This window comes from Vibrio mexicanus, from assembly GCF_001012815.1.
In the GTDB taxonomy this organism is placed as follows: Bacteria; Pseudomonadota; Gammaproteobacteria; order Enterobacterales; family Vibrionaceae; genus Vibrio; species Vibrio mexicanus.
On the sequence record NZ_JYJP01000015.1, the window covers coordinates 53,155 to 77,534 of the forward strand.

General features: G+C 45.1%; 12 protein-coding genes and 7 pseudogenes. 7 read left to right on the top strand and 12 right to left on the bottom strand.

The features are described 5' to 3' along the window. Nucleotides 1-9: 9 nt before the first annotated feature. A pseudogene (locus UA76_RS02180) lies at nt 10-1,904 on the bottom strand (DUF294 nucleotidyltransferase-like domain-containing protein). A 320-nt stretch (nt 1,905-2,224) separates the two neighbouring features. On the opposite strand from UA76_RS02180, the gene UA76_RS23280 reads away from it, so the two are divergent. From UA76_RS23280 to UA76_RS02195, 3 genes and pseudogenes are all read left to right on the top strand, one after another. Next, on the top strand, nt 2,225-3,493 hold the full coding sequence (locus UA76_RS23280) for a hypothetical protein (protein ID WP_047042562.1): 1,269 nt from the start codon (nt 2,225-2,227) through the stop codon (nt 3,491-3,493). A 179-nt stretch (nt 3,494-3,672) separates the two neighbouring features. Continuing rightward, on the top strand, nt 3,673-4,848 hold the full coding sequence (locus tag UA76_RS23285) for a hypothetical protein (RefSeq protein WP_052771907.1): 1,176 nt from the start codon (nt 3,673-3,675) through the stop codon (nt 4,846-4,848). Between the two features lie 287 nt (nt 4,849-5,135). Further along, nucleotides 5,136-7,021, top strand: a pseudogene (locus tag UA76_RS02195) (methyl-accepting chemotaxis protein). 71 nt (nt 7,022-7,092) lie between these two features. Here UA76_RS02195 and UA76_RS02200 read toward each other — a convergent pair. From UA76_RS02200 to UA76_RS02225, 6 genes are all read right to left on the bottom strand, one after another. After that, nucleotides 7,093-8,196 carry a phosphoribosylaminoimidazolesuccinocarboxamide synthase gene (locus UA76_RS02200; RefSeq protein ID WP_047042563.1) on the bottom strand — a complete coding sequence of 368 codons (1,104 nt, stop codon included), beginning with the start codon at nt 8,194-8,196 and terminating at the stop codon, nt 7,093-7,095. Between the two features lie 221 nt (nt 8,197-8,417). Then, nucleotides 8,418-8,813, bottom strand: coding sequence for a hypothetical protein (locus tag UA76_RS02205; protein ID WP_047042565.1), 396 nt, complete (start codon nt 8,811-8,813; stop codon nt 8,418-8,420). Nucleotides 8,814-9,021: 208 nt separating this feature from the next. After that, nucleotides 9,022-9,201, bottom strand: coding sequence for a hypothetical protein (locus tag UA76_RS02210; RefSeq protein ID WP_047042566.1), 180 nt, complete (start codon nt 9,199-9,201; stop codon nt 9,022-9,024). A gap of 173 nt (nt 9,202-9,374) precedes the next feature. Continuing rightward, entirely contained in the window at nt 9,375-10,379 is a 1,005-nt protein-coding gene (locus tag UA76_RS02215) for a J domain-containing protein (protein WP_047042568.1), read from the bottom strand. 113 nt (nt 10,380-10,492) lie between these two features. Further along, complete coding sequence (locus UA76_RS02220; protein WP_047042570.1) at nt 10,493-11,176, bottom strand: DUF2786 domain-containing protein; 684 nt, start codon at nt 11,174-11,176, stop codon at nt 10,493-10,495. A 156-nt stretch (nt 11,177-11,332) separates the two neighbouring features. Then, the gene (locus UA76_RS02225) at nt 11,333-12,013 is read right to left on the bottom strand and encodes a DUF3334 family protein (RefSeq protein ID WP_047042571.1); all 681 of its coding nucleotides are present in this window, start codon (nt 12,011-12,013) and stop codon (nt 11,333-11,335) included. 206 nt (nt 12,014-12,219) lie between these two features. Between UA76_RS02225 and ydiJ the strand changes: the two are divergent. The 4 genes and pseudogenes from ydiJ (at nt 12,220) to UA76_RS24305 (ending at nt 17,664) form a co-directional block, all read left to right on the top strand. Beyond that, a pseudogene (gene ydiJ, locus UA76_RS02230) lies at nt 12,220-15,253 on the top strand (D-2-hydroxyglutarate dehydrogenase YdiJ). An 86-nt stretch (nt 15,254-15,339) separates the two neighbouring features. Continuing rightward, nucleotides 15,340-15,801 (top strand): methyltransferase family protein, encoded by a 462-nt coding sequence (locus tag UA76_RS02235; protein WP_047042573.1) that lies wholly within the window; start codon nt 15,340-15,342, stop codon nt 15,799-15,801. A 337-nt stretch (nt 15,802-16,138) separates the two neighbouring features. After that, nucleotides 16,139-16,746 (top strand): annotated as a pseudogene (locus UA76_RS22200) (serine protease); the annotation flags it as partial. Nucleotides 16,747-17,301: 555 nt separating this feature from the next. Beyond that, nucleotides 17,302-17,664, top strand: coding sequence for a GlyGly-CTERM sorting domain-containing protein (locus UA76_RS24305; RefSeq protein ID WP_238322149.1), 363 nt, complete (start codon nt 17,302-17,304; stop codon nt 17,662-17,664). A 55-nt stretch (nt 17,665-17,719) separates the two neighbouring features. On the opposite strand, the gene UA76_RS02245 is transcribed toward UA76_RS24305, so the two are convergent. From UA76_RS02245 to hutI, 5 genes and pseudogenes are all read right to left on the bottom strand, one after another. Continuing rightward, a complete protein-coding gene (locus UA76_RS02245) occupies nt 17,720-18,445 on the bottom strand; it encodes a DUF3581 domain-containing protein (RefSeq protein ID WP_047042575.1) in 726 nt (241 codons plus the stop codon). Between the two features lie 165 nt (nt 18,446-18,610). After that, nucleotides 18,611-20,142: pseudogene (gene hutH, locus UA76_RS02250) on the bottom strand (histidine ammonia-lyase). A gap of 24 nt (nt 20,143-20,166) precedes the next feature. Beyond that, nucleotides 20,167-21,878 (bottom strand): annotated as a pseudogene (gene hutU / locus UA76_RS02255) (urocanate hydratase). A gap of 179 nt (nt 21,879-22,057) precedes the next feature. Further along, nucleotides 22,058-23,070 (bottom strand): annotated as a pseudogene (gene hutG / locus UA76_RS02260) (formimidoylglutamase). A gap of 9 nt (nt 23,071-23,079) precedes the next feature. Beyond that, a complete protein-coding gene (hutI, locus tag UA76_RS02265; protein ID WP_047042577.1) occupies nt 23,080-24,321 on the bottom strand; it encodes an imidazolonepropionase in 1,242 nt (413 codons plus the stop codon). Nucleotides 24,322-24,380 lie beyond the last annotated feature (59 nt).

Here is a 24,380-nt window from a genome sequence, read left to right on the forward strand (position 1 = left end):
CATAGCGACCTACTTAAAATTATTGCTTGCTTGATAGCGGAACTTCAAGAAGTTTTGGGCGTTACTCAAAATCTGAAATGCATCTTTTAGGTTGCGTCGCTCAAAGTCGGATAAGTTCTCGGGCTCAATGTTGTTATCTGGTTCAATCATTTGCTCCACATCGAGTGCTTGATGTCGAATTCGAACCATAGAGATAAACTCCATTGCATCACGTAAATCTTGAGCGCGGCCTTTTGGTAAAATGCCAGCGTCTAAAATGTCATCTAAGCGTTCAAATGAGTTCTGAGACCTTGAACCTACGGCCAAAGCATGGACACGAATCAAATCGGCAAGCGGGGCGGTGCCTCGTCGCTTAAGGTTGATACTATTGTTATGGCGACCATCTTTTTCCATAACGAAATCTTTGAAGAAACCTAGTGGAGGAGTGCGGTTAAGCGCATTTCTAGCCAAACAAGCGAGGAAGCGATTATTCTTTCTCGCTCGTCGAACGATAAAGCCATTAAGCTGTTCTGCCCACTTTAGTTTTCCGTATACACCATCAAGGTCAAAAAATATGGATGCATTAAGTAGAGCTTTTGGGTTTGGATCGTCAATCCAATTGGCAAAACACGCTTCCCATTCCCTTCTTGTCATGCGCCAATCTGGGTTAGTCGCCATGATGTCACCTGTACAATAGGTGTACCCACATCTATTTAGGCATCACAAACAAACTTAGCCAAGGATTCAAAGTAAGCGTTGTGCTTTTCAGCGACGTAGCTGTCATCAAGAATGATGGCGTTATCTTGGTCTGTGACGAGTAGTTGTTCATCACGTCCCATAGAGCCCAGTGCAAGAAAACAGTATGGGATAGGCGGAGTGCCAAGCTCTTCTTCGGCAAGTTCAATAATGCGTTGCTTGAAGCTTCGGCCAATCACCGACATTGCGCTGCCTACCATGTGCGAGTTCGCATCTTCGTTCACTAGTCGCACAAAGCTGTCTTTGACCTGCTCTGATAACGTCTCCAGCTCTTCCACTGTTTGCTGTTGGAAGATACTGCTTACTAGCAGCAGTGAGTTTTGAGATTCATAGCGGACAATATCGGTTGTTTCGATGATGCCTATAGGTTTTTTATTCTTTAGTACCGGTAGGTGATGGACATTGTAGCGAAGCATGGTCAGCATCGCTTCATACACATAAGCATTATGGTCAAGAGATATCACATCGGTTGTCATGACTAATGACACTTGCTCAGAAGGATCCAGCCCTTCAGCTAGCACGCGAGTACATAAATCTCTGTCGGTAATGATACCGATAACCGGGTTTCGGTCTTCCTCATCGTCTTCATCGTCCTGTACATCAGGGTCGATCACGAGAATCGAAGAAACACCTTCTTCGGCCATCTTTATCGCGGTATTTTGAATAGATTCAGTGCGAACCACGCTGAGGGGTTCGCGGTGTAGCAAGGTTTTGACCTTAGAGGTTGTCAAATCATTTTGTTCATTGGTGCTCGAAATAGCTTGGCGGAGCCGAGCGTTATCTTCTACCTCAACAAAATCCGCAAACGAATCGTGCTCATCATAAAGTTGTTGGAATATGTCAGCAGGAATGCAGTAAACCAGAGTGTCTTCAACGGCTTTTGCTGGAAAGCGCACCTTATTGTTGGTGAGAAGCCCCATTTGTCCAAAGAGGTCGCCTTCGTCAAGTCGATGGTAGAGTTCGCCTTTGCGGCGGAATAGCTCAACGACACCGCTCCTGACCATGTACAGGTCGTTTATTTCGTCACCAAAATGGATAATGGGCGTGTCTTGACGATAGTAAGAGATTTCTACACGACGAGTGATGTGTTCGAGCACTTCTTCAGGTAACTCGTTAAAAGGAGAGTGTTGAGCTAAGAAGTTCTGTATTTCAAGCAGTTCTGCTTCCATTCGTTGCGCCAGATTGTTCAATTTTGTTTAGTTTACACCAAAGCAAGGGTGCCTGTGTAATCTAACGATAGTGACGTGGTCTCAATAAAATCTTTATGCGCTTGGTTGTGCTTCTCTGCTGTCGATGGAGATCATATTTATTTACAATTCTTATTTATTTGATTAAATAATGATCACAAATTAATCATGGTTTCATATTCAATCAACTTATTTTTGTTAGGCTTTATTCGCAAATAATCGAGAAGTTTGCTTTTTATTGAGGGGTTTATTCACTTTGTGAATGAACTTTGAACAGGTTAAAGGGACGGAGACTGATTAGGATGAATACACAACGTTCGTTAATGGCTATCGCTATTGCATTATCGCTTGCTGCATGTGGAGGCGATGATGATAGTTCATCATCAGGCAGCTCAGGCAGCTCAGGCAGCTCAGGCAGCTCAGGGAGTGATTCAAGTAGTAGCAATTCTCTTACTGCAAGAGCTGCAGATGGCTATTTGATTGGTGCAAATGCATGTTTAGATTTAAACAACGACAAACAATGTGGCGCGGATGAACCTTCAGCGGTTACCGGCGAAGACGGTGAGTTTACAATCACTGGTTTAACCCAAGCTCAAATTGATCAGGGCGTCATCCTTATTGAGATCATTAAAAACCAGACTATCGATGATGATAACCCTGGTGTTCCTTTAACCAAAGCGTATACCTTGACTGCACCTCCGGGTTCTGACTTTATTAGTCCAATTACCACGCTTGTTCAAAACGAAATTGAGAAAGGCAGTACCGCCGAAGAAGCGACTGCAACAGTTAAAGCAAAATTAGGAACAGATTTAGACCTTACCGAAGACTATGTAGCTGCAGGAGAGGCGGGGGATGAAGAGTTCCAAAGTCTGCATAAAATTGCGCAGGTTACGGCGAGCATTTTGGCTGATAACACTGACGCCTTAGAATCCGCTGCATCAGGAGCAGGCATTTCAGTCGATCAGCTGACTAGTTTGATTGTTGAAGAAGTCTTAAATGTACTCGAGACTATCGTTGAGCAGGTTGCAGCAAACGAAGACAACGGCGATTTCGACCCTTCCCAGATAGCAAATGATATCGATGACGACATGATCGATCTTGATGTTGATAACCTTGAAGATAAAGTAGAGGAGAACGAAGCCGCTCAGTCTGCGGTTGAAGGCGATCTCGGTGCGCTGGTTGCTTCCGATGGTATCAATTGGTTCTGGAGTGAATCGTCAGACGCAGCCCCACGCACTCTAGAATACGGAAAACTGAAACTCAATGATGACGACTCTTTAACCGATACTGAGTATGAGTTTGATTATTCAGAAGGTGAGTTTGTCGAGTTTGATTCGTCACAAGGGAACCGTCAAGTCATACTGACATCAGCAGGGTGGGCGTTAGAAGATGATACTATCGAATCAATAACCATTAATGAAGACAACTCCATCGAGCTAGTCATGGCGACGCCAGAGCTGAATGAAACGGGCTCGGCAACGCAAGTCGATGTAAGTGGTTTGAATGTTGCTGCGGTATTGGCAAAAACAGGGGGGATGGTGCTTGGGCTGATGTTGTACCACAAGATTTAATATTTCCCAACGACACAATCGCTTATAAAGTAAGTTTTGAAGACGTTAATGACACAAACTTTTCATTTACTTTGGATGGCTGGTGCGAAGATTGGGAGGATACTTCACGATATGACGGATTGAATCAAAGTTGTAATGGATTTTTAGTTAATGATGAGTGGTTAACAAGTTTAGGCGACATGATTAGTACTGATCAATCTTCATTGATTTGGGTTGGCGGGAATAATGACTATGGCGTGCAAGTAGAAGTGCTGGCTAACGGGGTTGCTAAACTATATTCGCAACCTTGGATAGAAGGGGAGCCTGTGTCAGCTCTAGATGAGACAGGTACTTGGCAGGATATAACTGTGAATGGCGTTGTCGTACGTAAACTTACGATTCCTCAATCGATAATATCCCCGTTGTCTTGGAGTGAGTTCAATCCGCAAGACGGTATTGCGTATTTCTCTGAATATGAAGGCTTTGTACGCTTGGTATGGGAATGGCAAAATGAAGAGGGTGAAGAAGAGTATATCTTTGATTCAAGTACAGCTGAGTTTATCTTAAACAATTACTCTCAACCAATAAACCTAGATGCATGTTTAGCTGAGCTACCAGACGCGGATTATGAGAAGCAGGTCGGAGATACTAACGTGTATGAAGTCGAGCGTTCGGTTCCATGGATCGAAGATGGCGAGTTTGTCGACTATGTGTGGGAGTTTAAACATTTAGGTAATACTTTTTCATGGTTGACAGATGTTACTTTAGTAACAGGGATGCCTAGCTGGATATCAGATTATGCCGGTGAGTTGACGAAAACCCAGATTACTTTTATGAACGACGAACGAGACGTAATAACAACAGAATATGAATATTCTAATGATGACTATTACTTCGGAAACGAAGCGGAAGTTTATGTCGATGGGGTTTTTGAGGGGTGGGGTTTTGCTCGTGCAACTCTGGCGACAGTCATCGAGGGAGAAGGCGACATGCTAGGTGTTCCTGTTGAGTTTGATACTGTGACCAATGCTCGTTTAGGCTCCTATGCTGTTGAAAATGAATTTGGGGACCTAATTGTCACTGAGGGGATTCGCACTGCTACTGAAGAGATTTCGTTGGAAACTATTACAGAAGCTTTCCCATATTCAGAGTTTGATTCAGTTTCAACATTCTTAGGAAAAGATAAAGTTGAAATAGCAGGTGAACTTATGTACGCGTGTAAAGTATACAGTGAAACTCGCTTTACAAATGCAGATGACCAACCTGTAGATACGCGTCTCAATTGGCTGGTTAATCGCGGTATGGTCAAAAGTGAGAGGAATGAACCTTCATGGGGTGCTGAAATTAAAATGGAAGCAGTTTCACTTCCTAATTAATTGCTTGTAATACAGCAAAGCCAGCACTAAGTGCTGGCTTTTTATTTGAAAAAGATTGCTTTAATTTATTTGATAGAGCGCTTCATATATAGAGAGTGTGTATTTTAGACGTAAATATAATGACGATGTTTATGGTGGCAGTGAAACACAATAATTAAATGTTAAATAGTTTTGTTATTTCTTTTAACTCAATTAGTTAAGATCAACTTTGTTGGCGATATTACGTGCAAGTTATATCGTGGTCAGTTAGGATGCGCGCGTATCCATATTTTATAGATTTTGCTGACATGAATTTAACTTTGAAACAAAAACTACTTGGTGCCACGATACTGGCGACCGTAGTGATGGCAGGTGCATTGACCTCACTTGCTGCTAACCGACTCTATGAAACGACCAAAACGAGTATCTATCAACGTGCAGAAGGTGTGAGTAGCGCTGCATCTGTTGGGATTGCAGAGTGGATTGGTATTCGCAAAAACATTTCAAAAGCGGTGAACGACTTTGCTTTGCAAGGTGGTGATTTAACATCGGCGCTTGTGCAAGCAAGAAATGCTGGTGGATTCGATGACATCTTTTTCGGAACCATTAATGGTGAGATGCATCGTTCATATCCAGAAAGAAACCGCGCGGATTATGACCCACGAACGCGCCCTTGGTATATCGACGCACAAAAATATGGTACGCAGATCATTACTCCTGCCTACCAAGACGCGATCACGCAAGCCCTTATCGTTACTATCGCAGAGCCACTTTATGATAATGGTCGCTTTGTCGGTGTCGTGGGCGCAGACGTATTGATTGACCAATTGGTTAACGACGTAATAAGCCTTGATGTTGGTGAGCAAGCTCATGGCATGTTGATCGATACTCAAGATGGCACCTTGCTCGCTCACCCGAATGCGTCATTAGCCTTGAAACCAATTTCAAACTTATCTCGCGATCTTACGATGAATCGAATTACGCGTTCTGCGCAAGGCGATGTGCTTGAAGAGTTGACGATTAACGGACAAGAAAAGCTGTTCTATTTCCAGCCTATTGAAGGCACAGATTGGATTTTGGCCCTGCAACTGGATAAAGATACTGAGCAAGCAGCATTTAATCGATTGGTCGTCGGACTTATCACGGCATCAGTCATTATTTCTGCAGTTGTCGTTTTTGCACTTTATTGGTTAGTGACCATGTTGCTCGGGGATTTACGTCGTGTATCGAACGCTTTAGAAACGATCGCATCAGGTGAAGCTGACCTTACCCAACGTATTGAACCACGCACTAAGGATGAAGTTGGCCAGCTAGCTATTAACTTCAATACCTTCGTTGGCAAAATGCACGATATTGTCACGCAGCTTAATATTGTATCGGCTCAACTAACAGAGCAGGCTCAATCAACGAATGCTGCAGCAAGACAGCGAAGTGCTCGAGTTCAAGTGCAGCAAGATGAGATTAATATGGTTGCGACTGCGGTCAATCAGATGGCGGCTGCGACTCAGGACATCGCGAACAGCGCTGAGCAAACAGCGCAAAATTCGGGTGAAGCGGTTACGGCTGCTAGCATGGCGCAGAGAGAGTAGGGCAAACCCAGAAGTCTATCCAAAGCTTGGCGAACGAAGTGCAAATCGCGGCAAGCGTGATTAAAGACCTTGAAGCCCACGGGAACAGCATCAGTACGATTCTTTCTACTATTCAAGAAATCGCGGAGCAAACGAACCTGTTGGCGTTGAATGCTGCCATTGAAGCGGCGCGTGCAGGAGAGCAAGGCCGTGGCTTCGCAGTGGTTGCAGATGAAGTGAGAGTACTGAGCCAAAGAACGCACGCATCGACGACTGAAATCCAAAGCATGATTGAAACATTGCAAAGCACGACCAAGAAAGCGGTTGGCATTATGTCAGGTAGCGATAAACTGGCGAGCAAGAGTGTCGACGACGCAAATATGGCATCTGTTAGCCTAACGCAGATCGAAAATGCCGTAGAGCGTATTAGTGAGATGGCAACGCAAATTGCCTCGGCAGCAGAAGAACAAGCTCTAGTCACGGCCGAAATTACACGCAACACGGAAGGGATTAGAGACGTTTCGGATGCTTTCTCTGCAGAATCGAAACAAGCTGCAGAGCAAGCATCACAACTTTCTCAACTATCGGAGCAGCTTGAAAGCCAGATTCAAGGCTTTAAGCTGTAATGGAAGCATTTGAGTAAACAAAAACGCCGGCAAGAAGCCGGCGTTTTTTATATTACTGCTCGCGAAAGCGATTAGTCGATTAGGCCGTACTCTTTGCTCAGCACATCGATGATCTCTTGCTTTGGATTATCGCTGAGTACAATAGGTTGACCTGTGATGGTTTCTGCAATGCCAGTATACGTGCGGGAGATATCCATAAGAGCATCAACAGGCAGGGCGTTGTCACGAGCCAAAGCTTCACGTTCTGGCATGCGCTCTTTGTTTAATAGAATGTCTGGATCAGGGAAGTGATTCAGCAGGAACTGACGGAAGCCTTCTTTCGAATTCTCGACGATCTTGCCTTGTTGGTATTGCTTAGTATCCCAAATGCGTGACGAGTCTGGTGTGCCTACTTCATCCATGTAGATGAGCTTCTCTGTACCAGCGGCATCTGTCACATAACCAAACTCAAACTTTGTATCGACAAAAGTTTGATCAACCGCTGCTAGAGCATCGCTAATGACACCGAAGCCTTCTTTAAGCAGTTTTTCATACAAGCCAATGTCGTCTGCCTTTGTGAAGTTAAATGCTTCGAAATTCTCTTCGATGTTTTGGCGAGTGATATTAACATCGTCTGCTTCTGGTACCCCAGGAATGCCTTTCAGAATACCTTTAGTTGACGGTGTGATCAGTAGCTCTGGCAGTTTTTTGTCCTTCTCTAAGCCTTCTGGCATTTCAATACCACAGAACTCGCGTTCCCCCTTTTCGTAAGCACGCCACATAGAGCCAGTGATGTATTGACGACAAATGGCTTCAATCATTACGGGTTTGGCTTTTTGAACAATCCATACGAATGGGTGAGGAATATCAAGGATATGGCTATCGGCTAAGCCATTATCTTTGAACAGCTTGAACCAATGATTAGAAATTGCATTAAGAGCGGCACCTTTACCAGGAACGCCTTTCAAGCCACCTTCTGCGTGCCAAATACAATCAAATGCAGAAATACGATCACTAATAACCATAATGGCAAGTGGAGCGTCAGGCGCAACGTCATAGCCTTTCTCTTTAATTAGGCGTTGGCTATCTTCTTCTGTTAACCAGTAAACCGAGCGAACTTTGCCACTGTGTACGGGTTTGTTGGTGCGAATTGGAAGATCGTCATTAACGGCTAAAACTTGATCTGCAAGGTTCATCTGCAATTCCTATATTTTGAAACATCAAGAAAGTGATTCGATGGCAGTCATTAGGAGAAATGAGGCCACCAATATGAGTCGCATCATACCAGAACTATCTATCGGTTCCAGAAAAAAGCAAACGTTTGCTTAAATAATGCCTCCAGCGAAAATTCGGTTCACTTAGAAATAAAAAAAGCCCCCTAAAATAGGAGGCATAACAGTGAATATTGTTGAACTTACTAGTGGTACTGTTTCGCTCTGCCTTCAACAAAAAAGACTTCACACTGATGCTGAGCAGCGAGGACACGTAGAAAGTGACGATTCGCAATATCAATATCGTTAGACGCGATCACAGCACTTGCATTACCGGATTGAATGGCTCGCATGACAACTTCGATTTCAGAAAGAGTTTGCGACGGCATCATCTGAATGATCTTATTGCAGCTTGCTTTGTGCTGCGAGAACTGAGGGTGATGTGGGCGAGGACAATTCGCTGTAACCATAATCCATTGATCACCGTGAGATAAGCGAGCAAGCTCGGCAATCACATCATCGGCCAAGTTCATAGGCATGGTTGGTTGAGCCAATACATTGTGACGAGACATTGATGATGTTTGGGTTACTTGGTTAAGCATGGTTACTGTCCTTTTATACATACTGTATGTGTATACAGTAGTAATTTTCGAACGGAAGATCAAGCATTTTGTGGTGAATATTTACTCAAAGATCGTCGTTTGATCACATTTTTTGGCGGATTCATAGGTGTATTGGGAAAGTGGTGGGGCTAAGAAACGCAAAAAGCGCCTAGGAGGCGCTTTCTTATACAGGTGTTTTAGCTTGTGTTTAACGAGCTTCTAATCGCTCACGTTCTTGCGTTTCATCGATATTGAACTGACGTACATCAAGCGTTGCTAGTTCATAGCAGTCTTCACATGAGTAATGGCTTTTCCCATCAATGTATTCGTGTCGAGTCAGTAGACTTGGCTTTTTACACCAATCGCAAGTGCCTTCGATTGTAAACATTCGTTCTCCCCACCGTGTTCTTTAGGTGTTGTACGTTTATTAGTTATTGTCGCTGATTATTATGACATAAATCACGTAAACAGGTTAAGTATATGTTACGGGATGTGCGAAGGAGATCGATTGCTAACGCTTGATTTGGGTGGTTTTAGAGCAAAATTGCAAGGAAGTGTGTTTTACATATTGTTAACATGTGTAAGGAGTACTTTCAGGGCCGCGTTGAGTCGCTTCATCTCATCATCACTGCCCGCACGATCTGGGTGGTAGAGCGTACTTAACTGTTTAAATCGGCTTTTTATCACCCGCTCATTCGGAATCGATTTTGGCGTGAATCCAAACATTGCACAAGCAACCGTGAGACGCTGATCGTCCGATGAATTTTTCGTCTTTTGCTGACTTTTTTTGAGCTGATTGAACAAGCTTTTCAATTGGCGGTTTTGTTTATCAATGACGGCTTTTTGTTGTTTTACCTGCTGTTTGAGAGTGAGCCTCTCATTGGTTTGTTCTTGGCGCTGTTTGGATCTTACACGTTTGACTACGAGTAAAGTAACAGACACGAGTAAGATCACGGAGAGTGTCATGATAATATCTAGGTAGCGATTATTGGCTGGCGCAGATGAAGGGGCAACTGCGGGCGGCTGTCCTTCCACTTCCACACTTTCAAAGGCGACAGAGAACTGATCGATTGATGAGACTTGGCTTGCTCTGCGATTATTGAACTGCTTCTCCAAAATCTTGGCGTAGGCTTCTTCAGCAGCTGGAGAATGTCTCGATGAGAGAAGGTACCATACTTCCGCTAACTTCAATGGATTGATGGGTTCAGAGGCGGACTCATAAAGCTGACCCAAAATCAGCTGTGCTCGTGCTTCACCGGATAGGGCTAGATCAATTAGCCAGAAAACAGCGCTGTAGATTGAATCATCACTCAATGGCTGCTCGAGGTGAAGCTCGGCCAATTTGTATTTAGCATTGATATGACCACTTTGCGCTGCAAGCGTCAGCCAGTATTCCGCTTCTTTTGCGGATTCGACATTCGCGTAGTCAGCCAAAAAAAATGTGCCCACATCATACTGGGCTTCGACGTTACCATTTTCAGCTTCTTGCAACTGCTGCTCGTTTGGGTTTGCCCACAACAATGGGCAAACAATCAGTGCTAAGAATACGACTAAGAGTCTTTTCAACGTCCTTCGTCCTTGGAAGATTTAATGATAACGCGTTGAATTGCTTCAACTACCTAAATAGAGTTTAGGGGTTAATCATATTTAGAACAATAATGGATACGCGATCTCTTCAGTTACTTGAGTAACTTCCTTTCAGGAGCGCCATCGATAGGGCGGTTCACAGAGACTTTACGGCCTTTTTTTAGTCCTACTTCGTAATCGGCGGTTAGATTCTTCATTGCTTCTTTAAGCTGCTGCTTAAAGGTTTCGCGGTCAATGTTCTTGAACTCTTTGTCTATGTAGTTATTGATCTTATTGTTTGACTCTTCATCTGGCGTGATCGTTGGCAATTTCTCGAGTGCTCCTTCAACCCAGCCTGAAACGAAAGAGTTAACACGACGGGTCACTTCTAATGAACTTGTGCCCGAGCCTGAAAAACTGTTTCTGAACTGGCCAGTATGCTCATTCATCTCTCGATAGATAATGTCAAAAGCAAAAGCGGCAAAGATAGCTCTATCGGCTTCACCAATAAACTCGGCTCGCTTTAGACCTTTGTGATTAAGAAGCACCGCCTCTACGCCAAATTTGGTGTTGATGCCACGAATAACGCGCAACAGAGTAGAACTGATGTTCGCTGGGAGTAGATGTGTCGATTGAGTTTTGCCCATCTTAATGAACTCAATATCGTCCTTATCAAGACCATATTTGAGCATTAATCTGTGAGCCATTTTTATGGCATTCGCCGCTTCGTTAACGTTAGCGGAATTACCGAGCTCTAAGCATTTAGCTATTTTTTTGAGGGCTTTCTTTTTATCCATCGACAACAAAATTGCACTGTAAATTTTCGAAGTCGGACATTTTAACGTTTTTAGTTAAGAAGGGAAAGATTCAACGAATGAGAGGATGTAGAAAGGAAGCAAAACGGCCAGCAATGCTGACCGTCTATTGATGATTAAACTCGGTTTTTCTTTTAGTTAAATGCCGAGTTCATCTAATAAGTCATCTGGATTCACTTGTGGCTCTGCAGATTTCTCTGGCTTCTTATTCATTGATTGCTGAGTTTGCTCCAAGATTGAATCTGGGCATTCGTCGTCTGCAACTTCGAATTCTTCTAATTGGATGAACTCAGTTTTATCCATCGCAAGTTCTAGATAGAAGATGTTGTTGTTGGCAGTAGAAAAGGTGACTCGTCTTGCTTGAGGTCTATCTAGGTTGGTATCAACCGAGAGGATGACCTGTTTATTCAAAGAGAGCATTTTCGGTTGGTTTTGAGTGATATTGGTTTGAAGCTCTTTGCGAATTTTATTCGTAAAATCACCAACTAATTGGTTCATTAACTCACCCAACACATCACCCACTTCATCCGATGTGTGCAGTACCGCCAGCTCTTCCTCTGGCATACCCATATTGCGCATGTAGTTGGTATAGACTTCCAGTGCAGCTTTTGCAGTAAAGTTGATCACGACTAAACCAGAGAATCCACCATCAAACAGCACAAAACAACCGAAGTCCGGTTTAAGACTGGTCTTGTTGATCTTCTGGACCATCGCGGAATAGTTAATAGGAGAATTCGTTGCAGAAGTCAGTACTCCTGAAACTGATTGGCATAACTTTAATAGAATATCTTCCGTTGTTACTACTTTGTTTTTTTTCATTATGTTTTCACTCTTGAATACGGCAAATCATTTGCACATAACTCTGTTAAGTCTGGACAAAAAACAGAGAAAAGAAAGTACTCCGGCTATTTTGGCACTGAGTTATTGTTTTGATCACCATTTAAATGTTGTAAAGTGACGAAACTCAAAGAATCTTAATAATAACCCATAGCTGATTGGATCAGCGTAGTAGGGGCAGGAAGCAAATGTTACCAAGACTTCAATCTCAATCCGATGTCGATCCATTGGTGCTGCGTTTTTTAGAGCAATTAAAAGAAACCAGCTACAGTGGAGATATAGAAGCCACATATTCAAGCCGACTCGCCGTCGCCACCGATAACAGTGTTTATCAACAGCTACCTCAGGCAGTCGTTCAACCTAAAAACACCTCTGATGTGCAAATCATTGCAACCCTTGGCGCTCAAGATGAGTTTGCCGATATCACTTTTTCACCTCGTGGTGGTGGTACCGGAACCAACGGACAATCCCTAACTAAGGGTATCGTGGTTGATCTCTCTCGCCATATGAACAACGTGCTGGAAATTAATGCCGAGGAAGGTTGGGTGCGAGTTCAGACCGGGCTTGTTAAAGATCAACTGAATGACGCCGTTAGGCGCATGGCTACTTCTTCTCACCAGATTTGTCTACCAGTAACCGAGCAACGGTAGGAGGCATGATCAATACCGATGCATCCGGACAGGGCTCATTGAAGTACGGTAAGACTTCAGATCATGTATTGTCTCTGCAAGCGGTGTTCGCTGACGGATCGGTTTATGAGTCGGATAAGTCTTTGGGTGAACCAGAATCTGACACTTTTGCGGCTCAAGCGTTTGCGGTGACTGAAAAAGTTTGTCGTGAGAAACGCCAGCAGATCGTTGATAAGTTTCCGCCACTTAACCGCTTTTTAACCGGTTACGATTTGAAAAATGCGCTTGATGAAGCGTCAGATGAGTTTGATTTAACTCGAGTGCTTTGCGGGGCAGAAGGCTCTCTGGCGTTTATTACCGAGCGAAGCTTAATCTAACGCCGATTCCAAAGGCACGAACCCTAGTCAACGTAAAATACGACAGCTTTGATGCCGCGTTGAGAAATGCTCCGTTTATGGTGGAAGCCAAAGCGTTATCGGTTGAAACAATTGACTCTAAAGTGCTGAACTTGGCTAAGCAGGACATTGTTTGGCATACAGTAAGCGACCTGCTCGAAGATGTACCTAACAAAGAGATGTTAGGCATCAATATGGTCGAGTACGCGGGACAAGATGAACGCGAAGTTGAGATACAAGTCTCCGAGCTAACTAAGCAGTTAGATGAGATGATTGCAGCTGGCGAAGGTGGCTTGATTGGTTATCAAGTGTGTAATGATTTGGCGGGAATCGGCCGGATTTACAACATGCGCAAAAAAGCCGTGGGCTTGTTGGGCGCAGCAAAAGGTGCAGCGAAGCCTGTTGCGTTTGCTGAGGATACCTGTGTACCGCCCGAGAACCTTGCTGATTTTATCGCTGAGTTCCGAGATCTACTTGACGAGAAACAGCTTAACTACGGTATGTTTGGTCACGTTGATGCTGGTGTACTTCACGTTCGTCCAGCTCTAGATTTATGCGATCCTGAGCAAGAAGCATTGATGCATCAAATCTCCGATGAAGTTGTGAAGCTGGTGGCAAAATATGGCGGCTTGATGTGGGGTGAACATGGCAAAGGTTTCCGCTCTGAATACGGGCCGGAGTTCTTTGGACAGGAGCTGTTTACCGAGCTTCGACGCGTTAAATCTGCGTTTGATCCGTTAAACAAGATGAACCCGGGTAAAATCTGTACGCCGCTTGAGAGTACTGATGAGCTTGTGAAAGTCACCGATACCAAACGTGGCTACTATGACAGGCAGATCGACATAACCGTCCGTGACAGCTTCAAGCAGGCAATGGAGTGTAACGGTAACGGCTTATGCTTTAACTACGATACTTCCTCGCCAATGTGCCCTTCAATGAAAGTGACGGCGGACCGTCGTCATTCCCCGAAAGGCCGTGCGGGTTTAGTTCGCGAATGGTTGCGACAACTGACTGAGCAAGGCGTGGATATTCTCGACATCGAGCAGAAGTCGTTAAATGGGACGTCGCCAGTCAAAACTATGATTGACCGCGTTCGAAACACGCTCAATAAGCGTCATGAGTACGATTTCTCTCATGAAGTCTACGAGGCAATGAATGGTTGTTTGGCGTGTAAAGCTTGTGCCAGTCAGTGTCCGATTAAAGTGGATGTTCCTAGCTTCCGTTCTCGTTTCTTGAATTTGTACTACACACGTTACCAACGACCTGCAAAAGACTACTTGGTGGCGAACATTGAAAGTATGTTGCCTCTCATGGCAAAAGCGCCATCGGCAATCAATCTAGTGTTGAAGCAAGGCTGGGTGCAATCGGCAACAGCAAAAACAATCGGTTATGTGGACGCACCGCTGTTGTCTTCTCCGACACTGGCAAACCGAACCAAAGGAATTGATAGCTTCGATATGCAGCGTTTGGCTGCATTATCACAAGAGGCAAAGGACAATCATATTCTGATTGTTCAAGACCCATTTACCAGCTACTACGAAGCTCAGGTTATCGAGGATTTTGTCGCTTTAGCTCGTAAACTCGGCCAAACGCCAGTGATCTTACCGTTCAAACCAAATGGTAAGGCTCAGCACATCAAAGGTTTCTTATCGCAATTTGCCAAAACAGCGAAAAGCACTGCAGGATTCCTTTCCCAAGTCGCTGATTTGGGTATTCCTATGGTGGGTGTCGATCCTGCTCTCGTCTTATGTTACCGCGATGAATACCAAGAGATTCTGGGCAAAGAGCGTGGTGACTTTGACGTTCTTACTGTTCATGAGTGGTTATTGCCGAAACTGGAGAGTGTTGAGGTATCAGCAACGACTAGAGAAGAGAAACCGTGGTATCTGATGGCTCACTGTACAGAGAAAACCAAGTTACCTAACGCAGAAAAAGAGTGGGGCGCGATATTCTCTCACTTTGGTGCCACACTCAATACAGTGCCTGTTGGCTGCTGTGGTATGGCAGGTACCTTTGGTCACGAAGTCGATAAACTTCAAATGTCGAAAGACATTTATGGGTTGAGTTGGAAGCCGAATCTAGAGCAATTGCCAAAAGAGCGATGCTTGATAACAGGCTATTCTTGCCGAAGTCAGGTTAAACGATTTGAAGGTGTTAGCCCGATACACCCTCTTCAAGCATTGCTACAAATCGTTTAGCAAGCTAGCTTGGTAATGAGTATCTTTTAAGTAAAACCCAGCGGTATCGTTGGGTTTTTTATTCTAACCACCATAAGGAAAAGTAGATGAGCAAGTTAGAACTAAAAGTCCCACCAGTCGCCCTGTTTCTTATATTCGTTGTGGTCATGCACCGACTCTCTAGAATGCTTCCATCTGCAAATGTTGACCTACCATTCGCAGCAGTAGTTGCCCTCGTGTGCTTTGTGATGTCAGGAGTGATCGGTCTCGCTGGTGTTTGGGAGTTTCGCCGCGCTAAGACAACCGTTAATCCAACAAAGCCGGAAAATGCCTCATTGGTCGTAGACACGGGCGTTTTTGCGTACACACGAAACCCGATGTATGTCGCCCTTTTGATGCTACTCATTGGTTTGGGATACTGGCTTGGGAACTGGGCGAGTCTGTTGTGCCCAGTATTATTCGTTCTCTACATGAACAGGTTCCAGATCCAGCCTGAAGAACGAGTATTGGAGTCACTGTTTGGGAATGATTATATTGCTTTCAAACAACGTGTCCGACGTTGGATTTGATGTTTATTATGTTGAACTTAAGTAATGAATAATATTGCCACTGTGAATGTATGTTTCTTATTTGGCTTTAGTGTGAATGCTTGACTTGGGACACTTTCAATATTGATGAACATGTGTCGCATAATCCATTGTTAATAATAATAACCTCTAGAGAAGTAAGGGCGCTATGAATACCATTTTCTTAGTTAATTTTACTAAGGATGGTATAAGTGACGTTAAAAATAATGACGCTCGGTGCTTTGGTCGCCATGAGTTATTCCACTTTTGCGGCGGAGCTCAATCTCCCTCATCGCGGATCATAGACGGAACTATAAGTGTTGCCGAAGACTGGCCCTATATGACGGCTTTGGTTAATAAAGGTGTTAGTGCGTATTATGGTCAGTTCTGTGGCGGATCCTATATTGGAGAAAACTACATTCTCACAGCGGCACATTGCGTAGATAATAAAGGGCCAGATGACTTGGACGTGGTTGTTGGTATCCATCAGCTGTCCCTAGAGGGGTCACAAGGTGCTCGCATTGAAGTTGAGCACATTTTTATTCACCCAGACTACGACTCCAACAATTTGGTGAATGATATTGCCATATTGAGGTTATCAAGGCCGCCCACTTCTAGCGAAGCTTCTGCGGTAGAGTATGCGGATGCGCTCACTCGACAAACAACCCCAGATTACACAACGTTAACGGTTGCAGGCTGGGGTAACACTGTACCCATCGGAACACCAAGTTATCCAGACCAGCTACTTGAGGTGGATGTAGGCTTATCCCTCAATACGATTGCCAGAATGCAATGGGAGGGGCAATTTCAACCAGTGTGAATAGTGAAATGTTCTGTGCTGGTACGTATTACCAAGGCTATGATTCTTGTAGTGGTGATAGTGGTGGCCCAATTATCAACAAGAATACAGGTGTTCAGCTAGGTATTGTAAGCTGGGGGCGCACGGAATGTGGAGCATATGGTTCTTATGGTGTGTATACAAATGTTAGTCACTACACGGATTGGATTGAGCAGCACACTTCAGGTTTTACTTACGAACAAGAGGTTGATCTGGGAATTAGAAATGTAGGAGAGCACATTAGAGCGTTAACGTTCACTAATACTGGAAATAGCTCAGTGTCTTTTTCACCTGATTCTTTTGCTTTAACTCAGTTTGAGGCATCTGATCGAATCGCATCGAATCAATGTGATGGCCGCACTTTGAGCCAAGGGCAATCTTGTAATGTAGAAATCATTCTAAACGTAGTTGAAGCTGGTGTAAGGGAGTACACTCTCTCGTTTGACTACACCCAGAATGGGAACATCTACAGTGGAGAGTCTGGCTTTACTCTCTCTGGTGTAGTAGATGCTTCTAGCGCACTAAGTAGTGGTATCGATCTGCCAAACACTGGCGTCTATTCTAATGACAATGAGTGGACGGTTCAGAATGGGCTTTTCAAGTCAGCGACTATTGCACATAACCAAGAGTCTATATTGGTGATTGAAGGTGTTCCTAGTGGTTGGGTGACATTTGATCTTGAATATGCCACTCAATCTGATGCTGACTATTTTTGCATTGAAGTTAACGGTAGTGTTAAGGACAAATTCTCTGGAGACTACAGTTATTCTCCTTGGTATTTGCAATTGACAGAGTCATCGAATCAAATTGTTTTTAAGTACGTAAAGGATGGCAATGAGTCATACGGTTCGGACTCAGTAGCATTAAGTCGTTTCGAATTTGAGGCCTCTGATAATACCAATTCTCCAACCAATCCATCCAATCCAGGTGATTCAGCTATTTCCAGTTCATCTGACAGCGGCGGTTCTCTAGGTTGGTTAACATTGGCCCTGCTCGGCTTACTGCCCTTAAGAAAAAGAATTCAATGACTAAACAAAAAGCCGCTCAATCGAGCGGCTTTTTTAGATTTCATGTTTGCTCTACTTATGCAGCAGCTGCGAACTTCTCTAGGAACATATCCTTGCGCTCGTTGAAGCGGTTTACTAGATCGTCGACTGACGCTTGGTCATAAGGCTTTAGGCCACTGGCAACCATGCGTTTCACTCCTTTACCGACCACTTCGTCACCTTCTTTGAATGCGAAGTTAAGAGTAACTAGGCCGCGTTTACCTTCTACATCAAATGTTGCACCAGTAAATGCAACTTCAGGGTGAGTCAGATCTAGGCGGTCAAACTCCACTTCCATGCTCTCGTAGATAACCAATGGGCGTTGGCAGTTAATCATCATTTGCTGCTCTTCCATAAGAGGCACCATGATGTGTGGGAAGTTCATGCCAGAGAATTGAACGTAGTTTGTCACTACGTGCTCGATGAAGTCAGCGTTATGGCTCATTTCGCCTTCGCGTGACATGTGTAGGTACTCTTTACCCTTCTCGTCGACTAATGCGCTCTCTTTTTCACACTTATTCTCAATGCTCAGTGCAACCCCATCATTCACCATACCGGAGAAGTCAAAACGCATTTTCTGGCTGATGCCTTCTTTTTGAAGCAGTACGGCGAAAAGTAAGTCGCCAGGTACGCAAAAACGTTTGTTATCTTCATCGTGAATTGGGTTGAAATCACCAGCAACTTTCTTAGCAAAGTGGCTTGCCTGCTTGCGGGTGAACTGGAACTGATTATCTTGAGTTGAGAAATAAGGTGTTAAAAACATAATTTACGCTATCTAGCCAAAACTGCGTCGAATTATATATGAGAATCTAGTTTCAATGGTCCATCCAGTGTTTCGAATTGTAAAACAAACAAAAGCACGCCAACCAAGAGGTGCTTGGGGCGTGCTACAGGCGTGCTCAAATCAATAAACGGCGACATTTCAGTGTTAGATACTGGTTAATATCGCTTCCGGCATTAAGTGATTGTGAACGGCGAGTTTCAGAAGCGCATTGGCTTTTTCGATATCCGGTGCAAAATAGCGATCTTTGTCGTAAAAAGGTACTTTCTCACGCAGGATCTGTTTTGCTTCTTCAATTCGCGGTGAAGAGGTGAGTGGAGTTCTAAAGTCGAGCCCTTGAGCTGCAGCGAGATATTCTACAGCGAGAATGCCTCTGGTGTTTTCTCCCATCTCTTTCAAGCGGCGGCCAGCAAATGTGGCCATAGAGACATGATCTTCTTGGTTGGCCGAGGTTGGCAAGCTATCAACCGAGCTGGGTGAGCCAAAGTTTTGTTCTCACTTGCTAGCGCAGCAGAAGTCACTTGAGCAATCATAAAGCCTGAGTTCACACCGCCGTTATCGACAAGGAAAGGAGGTAGTTTGCTTAAGGCGCTATCAATGAGCAATGCCATACGCCTTTCTGACAAACTACCGATTTCCGCAATAGAAAGTGCCAGAGCATCCGCTGCCATTGCAACAGGCTCTGCGTGGAAGTTGCCACCCGAGATAATATCGCCATCATCCGCAAATACAAGTGGGTTGTCCGATACTGAGTTCGCTTCTACTTCGAGTGCAGAAGCTGCGTTTCTGATCTGCTGCAAACAGGCACCCATTACTTGAGGTTGGCAACGCAGTGAATACGGGTCTTGAACCTTTTCACAGTCAGTGTGAGATTCACCAATGTCGCTGCGGCTATCGAGAATATGGCGATAAGCTGTTGCTGCATCCATCTGGCTGCGATGTCCACGCACACGGTGGATACGAGGGTCAAATGGACGTCGGCTACCAAGCGCAGCATCCACAGACATCGCTCCACACACGGTTGCAGAAGCAAAAAGATCTTCCGCAACAAACAATCCTTCTAATGCAAATGCGGTTGATGCTTGTGTACCATTGAGTAGCGCTAGGCCTTCTTTCGGTGCAAGCATGATAGGCTCTAAACCAGCGATTTGAAGCGCTTCTTGGCCTGAAATGATTTTGCCATTATGCCTAGCTTCCCCTTCGCCTAATAGGACAGTGCTCATATGAGCCAGAGGCGCTAGATCACCAGATGCACCGACTGACCCTTTTTGTGGCACACACGGGTAAACCTGTGAGTTAACAAGCTCAATCAATGCTTGAATGACTTCTAGTCGAATACCTGAGTAGCCGCGAGCCAAGCTGTTGATTTTCAGTACCATCATCAGGCGAACTGTTTCATCGGCCATTAGTTCGCCAATTCCCGCCGCATGAGAAAGGACGATACTCTTTTGCAGTGTTTCGAGATCTTCAGGCGCGATACGTGTGTTTGCAAGCAGGCCAAATCCAGTGTTGATGCCGTAAACGGTGCGGTCTTCCGCAATGACTTGATTGACCACATCGGTACTGGCATTAATCTCCTGATGTGATTCGGGGTCGAGCTGCAAATTGATTGGCGAGCGGCTGACTTGCCTTAGTTCTTTTATGCTAAGGTGTCCGGGTTTTAGTAACAGGTTTAACATCTCATTCATTCCTTGCTTCTTAGCCTATTTCAAGTTCTTCAGTTCTTCATTGAGCATAGGTAAGTCTAGCCCTTGCTTTGCTGCGCATTTCTTGGCGATATCGTAACCTGCGTCCGCATGGCGCATTACACCAGTAGCTGGGTCGTTGTGTAACACTCGCGCAATACGCTCTGCGGCATCATCACTCCCATCGCAGCAAATAACCATGCCAGAGTGTTGTGAGAAGCCCATACCAACGCCGCCACCATGGTGAAGTGAAACCCAAGTAGCGCCGCCTGCGGTATTCAGTAGGGCATTAAGTAACGGCCAATCCGATACGGCGTCAGAGCCATCCATCATGCTTCGGTCTCGCGGTTAGGGCTGGCAACAGAGCCAGAATCAAGGTGGTCGCGGCCAATAACGATAGGTGCTTTTAGTTCCCCATCTTTCACCATTTGGTTGAATGCTTCACCAAGACGTTTGCGATCTTTTAGGCCAACCCAACAGATACGGGCAGGTAAACCTTGGAACTGAATGCGCTCTTTAGCCATATCTAGCCAGTTGTGAAGGTGCGGATTGTCTGGGATCAGCTCTTTCACTTTCTGGTCTGTTTTGTAGATATCTTCAGGGTCGCCAGATAGTGCAGCCCAACGGAATGGGCCAATGCCTTCGCAGAATAGAGGGCGGATGTATGCTGGAACAAACCCTGGGAAATCAAAGGCGTTCTCAATGCCCTCTTCGAGCGCCATTTGACGAATATTGTTGCCGTAATCGAGTGTCGCAGCGCCGCGGTTTTGTAGCTCTAACATGGCTGAAACCTGAATGGCCATTGACTCTTTCGCCGCTTTAACCACTTTGGCTTCGTCTTGCTCGCGAATCGATTGAGCATACTCCATCGACCAGCCTTTCGGCAGGTAGCCGTTGAGTGGATCGTGAGCCGAAGTTTGGTCAGTCACAACATCGGGCGTGATATTGCGCTCCACGAGTTCTGGGAACACATCCGCGGCATTGCCCAATAGGCCAACTGAGATTGGTTTGTCTGTCTCGTTAATCATCGCCAAAGCCTCGTCAAGGCTGGTGGCTTTTTTATCCACGTAGCCTGTACGTAGACGATAATCGATACGTGATTCATCGCATTCCACGGCCATCATCGAAAATCCGGCCATGGTTGCTGCAAGGGGTTGTGCGCCACCCATACCACCGAGGCCGCCGGTTAAAATCCATCGGTTAGTCGCATCGCCATTGAAGTGTTTCTTTGCAACAGAGACAAAAGTTTCGTAAGTGCCTTGGACAATGCCTTGTGAGCCGATGTAGATCCAGCTTCCCGCGGTCATTTGGCCGTACATCATCAAGCCTTGCTTATCGAGCTCGTTGAAGTGCTCCCAATTGGCCCAATGAGGCACTAAGTTAGAGTTCGCAATAATGACGCGTGGGGCATTTTTATGGGTAGGGAAGACACCAACGGGCTTACCAGATTGAACTAACAGTGTCTGGTCGTCCTCTAGGCGCTTTAACACCTCGACGATCTTGTCGTAACACTCCCAGTTGCGTGCTGCACGACCAATACCACCATACACAACCAGTGAGTGTGGGTGTTCAGCGACATCAGGATCTAGGTTGTTCATCAACATGCGCAGTGGCGCTTCCGTTAGCCAAGATTTTGTTCTCAGTTCACTGCCATGAGGGGCACGAATCGTTCTACTTGTATCAAGGCGAATGGTATCAAGGCGAGGATTGCTGCTAAGACTCTCTGTCATGTTGGGTACTCCTTCTTTAACTTTTGTTTCAACGTTTATAGTTATTTTTTTAGGTAATGGGTTTTTAAGTAATGTAGTTGTAGGTAATACTGTTTTAGGTAATGCATAGAACGAGTGACTATTCGCACTTCGCTTTTTTTTCGTTGGCAACCTGTAAATAGGTCAACCAACTGTTTTTGTTATTTATTCGACATCGCATTGGCTATTTCCCAACATAGCCTTGCCGCTAAACGCGCGGTTTGGCCATCTATGTCATAAGTTGGGTTGTACTCAGCGATATCGGCAATGAGTAATTTGTCGCTGTGATTGAAAATGCAATCGAGATAGCCGCGGATGACATCAAACGTGACGCCTGCTGGTGCCGGAGCGCTAACACCCGGCGCTGTCGCTGCAGGAAATACGTCTAAATCAATGGTTAAGTAAAGAATGTCAACGGATGCGATAAATGCTTCTAACTGAGCCAAATGATTCTGATAATGTAGTGTGGTGAGATCTTTATCTTCCACGTACCATACATTAAGTGAATCCGCTTGTTGGAATAGGGCAGGTGTGTTGCTGGCTCTGCTTACTCCTAGGCAGGCATAGTTGAAATCCCAGTTCTGCTGCTCACAATAACTCTGGATTTGGCTAAAAGGCGTGCCCGAGCTTGGTTTAATATCTTTGCTTTCGTGCAGGAATTTACGCAAATCGAAATGCGCATCGAAGTTGATAATGCCAATCTTTGGAGCGTTAATTCCTAAGTTGTGGAAGTGACCCGCGAGCCCTTGAAAAGAGGCCCAAGCAATTTCGTGCCCACCACCTAAAGTGATAACAGGTGTATTCTGTAATGCCGTTGTGATAACGCGAGCGCACTGCGCTTGAGCCTCTTCAAGTTCATCGCCTTGGCAGTGCACGTTACCAAGGTCTACAAGAGAAGAGTCGTTGTGCCATGCCATATTAGCGAGGGCTTGGCGAATCTTGTTTGGGCCCTTGCAGGCCCCGATACGACCTTTGTTTCGCGCCACGCCTGCATCAGTGGCGAAGCAAGAATTGATACGGAATCAGAGTGCTCTGTTAAGTTCGCAGCTTGCTGCGACTTCACAATGTGATGAACACGTGTACCTAGCTCAGCGTCTTCAATATCTGTTCGGCCCTGCCATACAAAGTCGCAGTAGGTTGCAGGAACGGATGTGCTGTCGGATTTAATACTCATTTTAAACCTCTAAACATTTGCCGCAGGGGAGCAAACTTTTCCATTGAGAACTCGAGCTTCTACCTTGTTTATGCCTTGGGCATAGCTTAATTCGGCAGGGTGGCTCACGTTCCAAACCACCAAGTCGGCATCGAAATCGGATTTGATTTGACCTCTTGAATCCCCTTCACCCAGTGCTTTGGCCGCGTGTTGGGTTACGCCGCGCAATGCTTCCTCCGGAGTGAGCCCAAACAGTGTGCAAGCCATATTCATCATCATGGTTAAGTCTGCAAAAGGAGAGGTGCCTGGATTGAGATCGCTGGCAACGGCCATTGGGATTTTGTAGTGACGGAGCAGCTCGATCGGCGGCTTTTTAGTTTCTTTCAAAAAGTAAAATGCGCCGGGCAGCAGCGTTGCTACGGTTTCTGAATCGGCTAGGGCTTTAATCCCTTCTTCATTCAAGTATTCGATGTGATCGGCAGAGAGCCCGTTGTAACGCGCTGTCAAAGCGGTACCATCCAAGTTCGAAAGTTGTTCTGTATGCCCTTTCACTTTTAGGCCATGGTTTGTCGCTGCCTGAAAGACACGTTCTGTTTGTTCGATATCAAAACCAATGGATTCACAGAACACGTCAACACTGGTCGCTAGTTCGAGTTCTACAACTTTAGGAATGATCACATCACAAACGTAGTCAATGTATTGATTAGGTTTTCCTGCAAACTCAGGAGGAAGGGCATGAGCAGCCAGTAGTGTGGTTGTCACGCGGATGTCGCGATATTGCTCTAACTGATGAGCGGCTTTGAGCATCTTTATTTCATCATCAAGAGTTAAACCATAGCCTGATTTAATCTCAACAGACGTAACGCCCGAGCGAATCAAGCCATCAAGTCTTGGCAGTGCCAGTTCGACAAGTTCGTCTTCGCAAGCAGAGCGAGTAGCCGCGACGGTGGATAGGATTCCACCACCTTGTTTGGCGATTTCTTGGTAGGGAACACCTTTGAGGCGTTTCTCAAACTCTTGGGCACGGCTGCCTGCATAGATTAAGTGAGTATGGCAGTCAATGAGCCCTGGCGTAACCAAATTTCCTTGGCAGTCATACACCTCAACATCATCTGCTGAATTGTTTTCGAACTGACTACCGGCTTGAATGGAATGGATTTTCCCATCTTGAATATGAATGCAGCTCGGCTGAGAAAGTGCGTATCCATCATCACCTGAGATCATGGATACGATTCGAGCGTTGATCAGTTTTAGAGGGCTGCCTTTGTCCATTGTTTGCTCACTAGCGAGTGGTTACTTTAAATGTATATACAAATTAAAGTGTATTTGAT

Coding starts and splice junctions, on each gene's coding strand:
- UA76_RS23280 (WP_047042562.1), top strand. CDS start 2,225: ATGAATACACAACGTTCGTTAATGGCTATCGCTATTGCATTATCGCTT.
- UA76_RS02245 (WP_047042575.1), bottom strand. CDS start 18,445: ATGTTTTTAACACCTTATTTCTCAACTCAAGATAATCAGTTCCAGTTC.
- UA76_RS02200 (WP_047042563.1), bottom strand. CDS start 8,196: ATGAACCTTGCAGATCAAGTTTTAGCCGTTAATGACGATCTTCCAATT.
- UA76_RS02235 (WP_047042573.1), top strand. CDS start 15,340: ATGAGCAAGTTAGAACTAAAAGTCCCACCAGTCGCCCTGTTTCTTATA.
- hutI (WP_047042577.1), bottom strand. CDS start 24,321: ATGGACAAAGGCAGCCCTCTAAAACTGATCAACGCTCGAATCGTATCC.
- UA76_RS02205 (WP_047042565.1), bottom strand. CDS start 8,813: ATGCTTAACCAAGTAACCCAAACATCATCAATGTCTCGTCACAATGTA.
- UA76_RS02210 (WP_047042566.1), bottom strand. CDS start 9,201: ATGTTTACAATCGAAGGCACTTGCGATTGGTGTAAAAAGCCAAGTCTA.
- UA76_RS23285 (WP_052771907.1), top strand. CDS start 3,673: ATGATTAGTACTGATCAATCTTCATTGATTTGGGTTGGCGGGAATAAT.
- UA76_RS02225 (WP_047042571.1), bottom strand. CDS start 12,013: ATGAAAAAAAACAAAGTAGTAACAACGGAAGATATTCTATTAAAGTTA.
- UA76_RS02220 (WP_047042570.1), bottom strand. CDS start 11,176: ATGGATAAAAAGAAAGCCCTCAAAAAAATAGCTAAATGCTTAGAGCTC.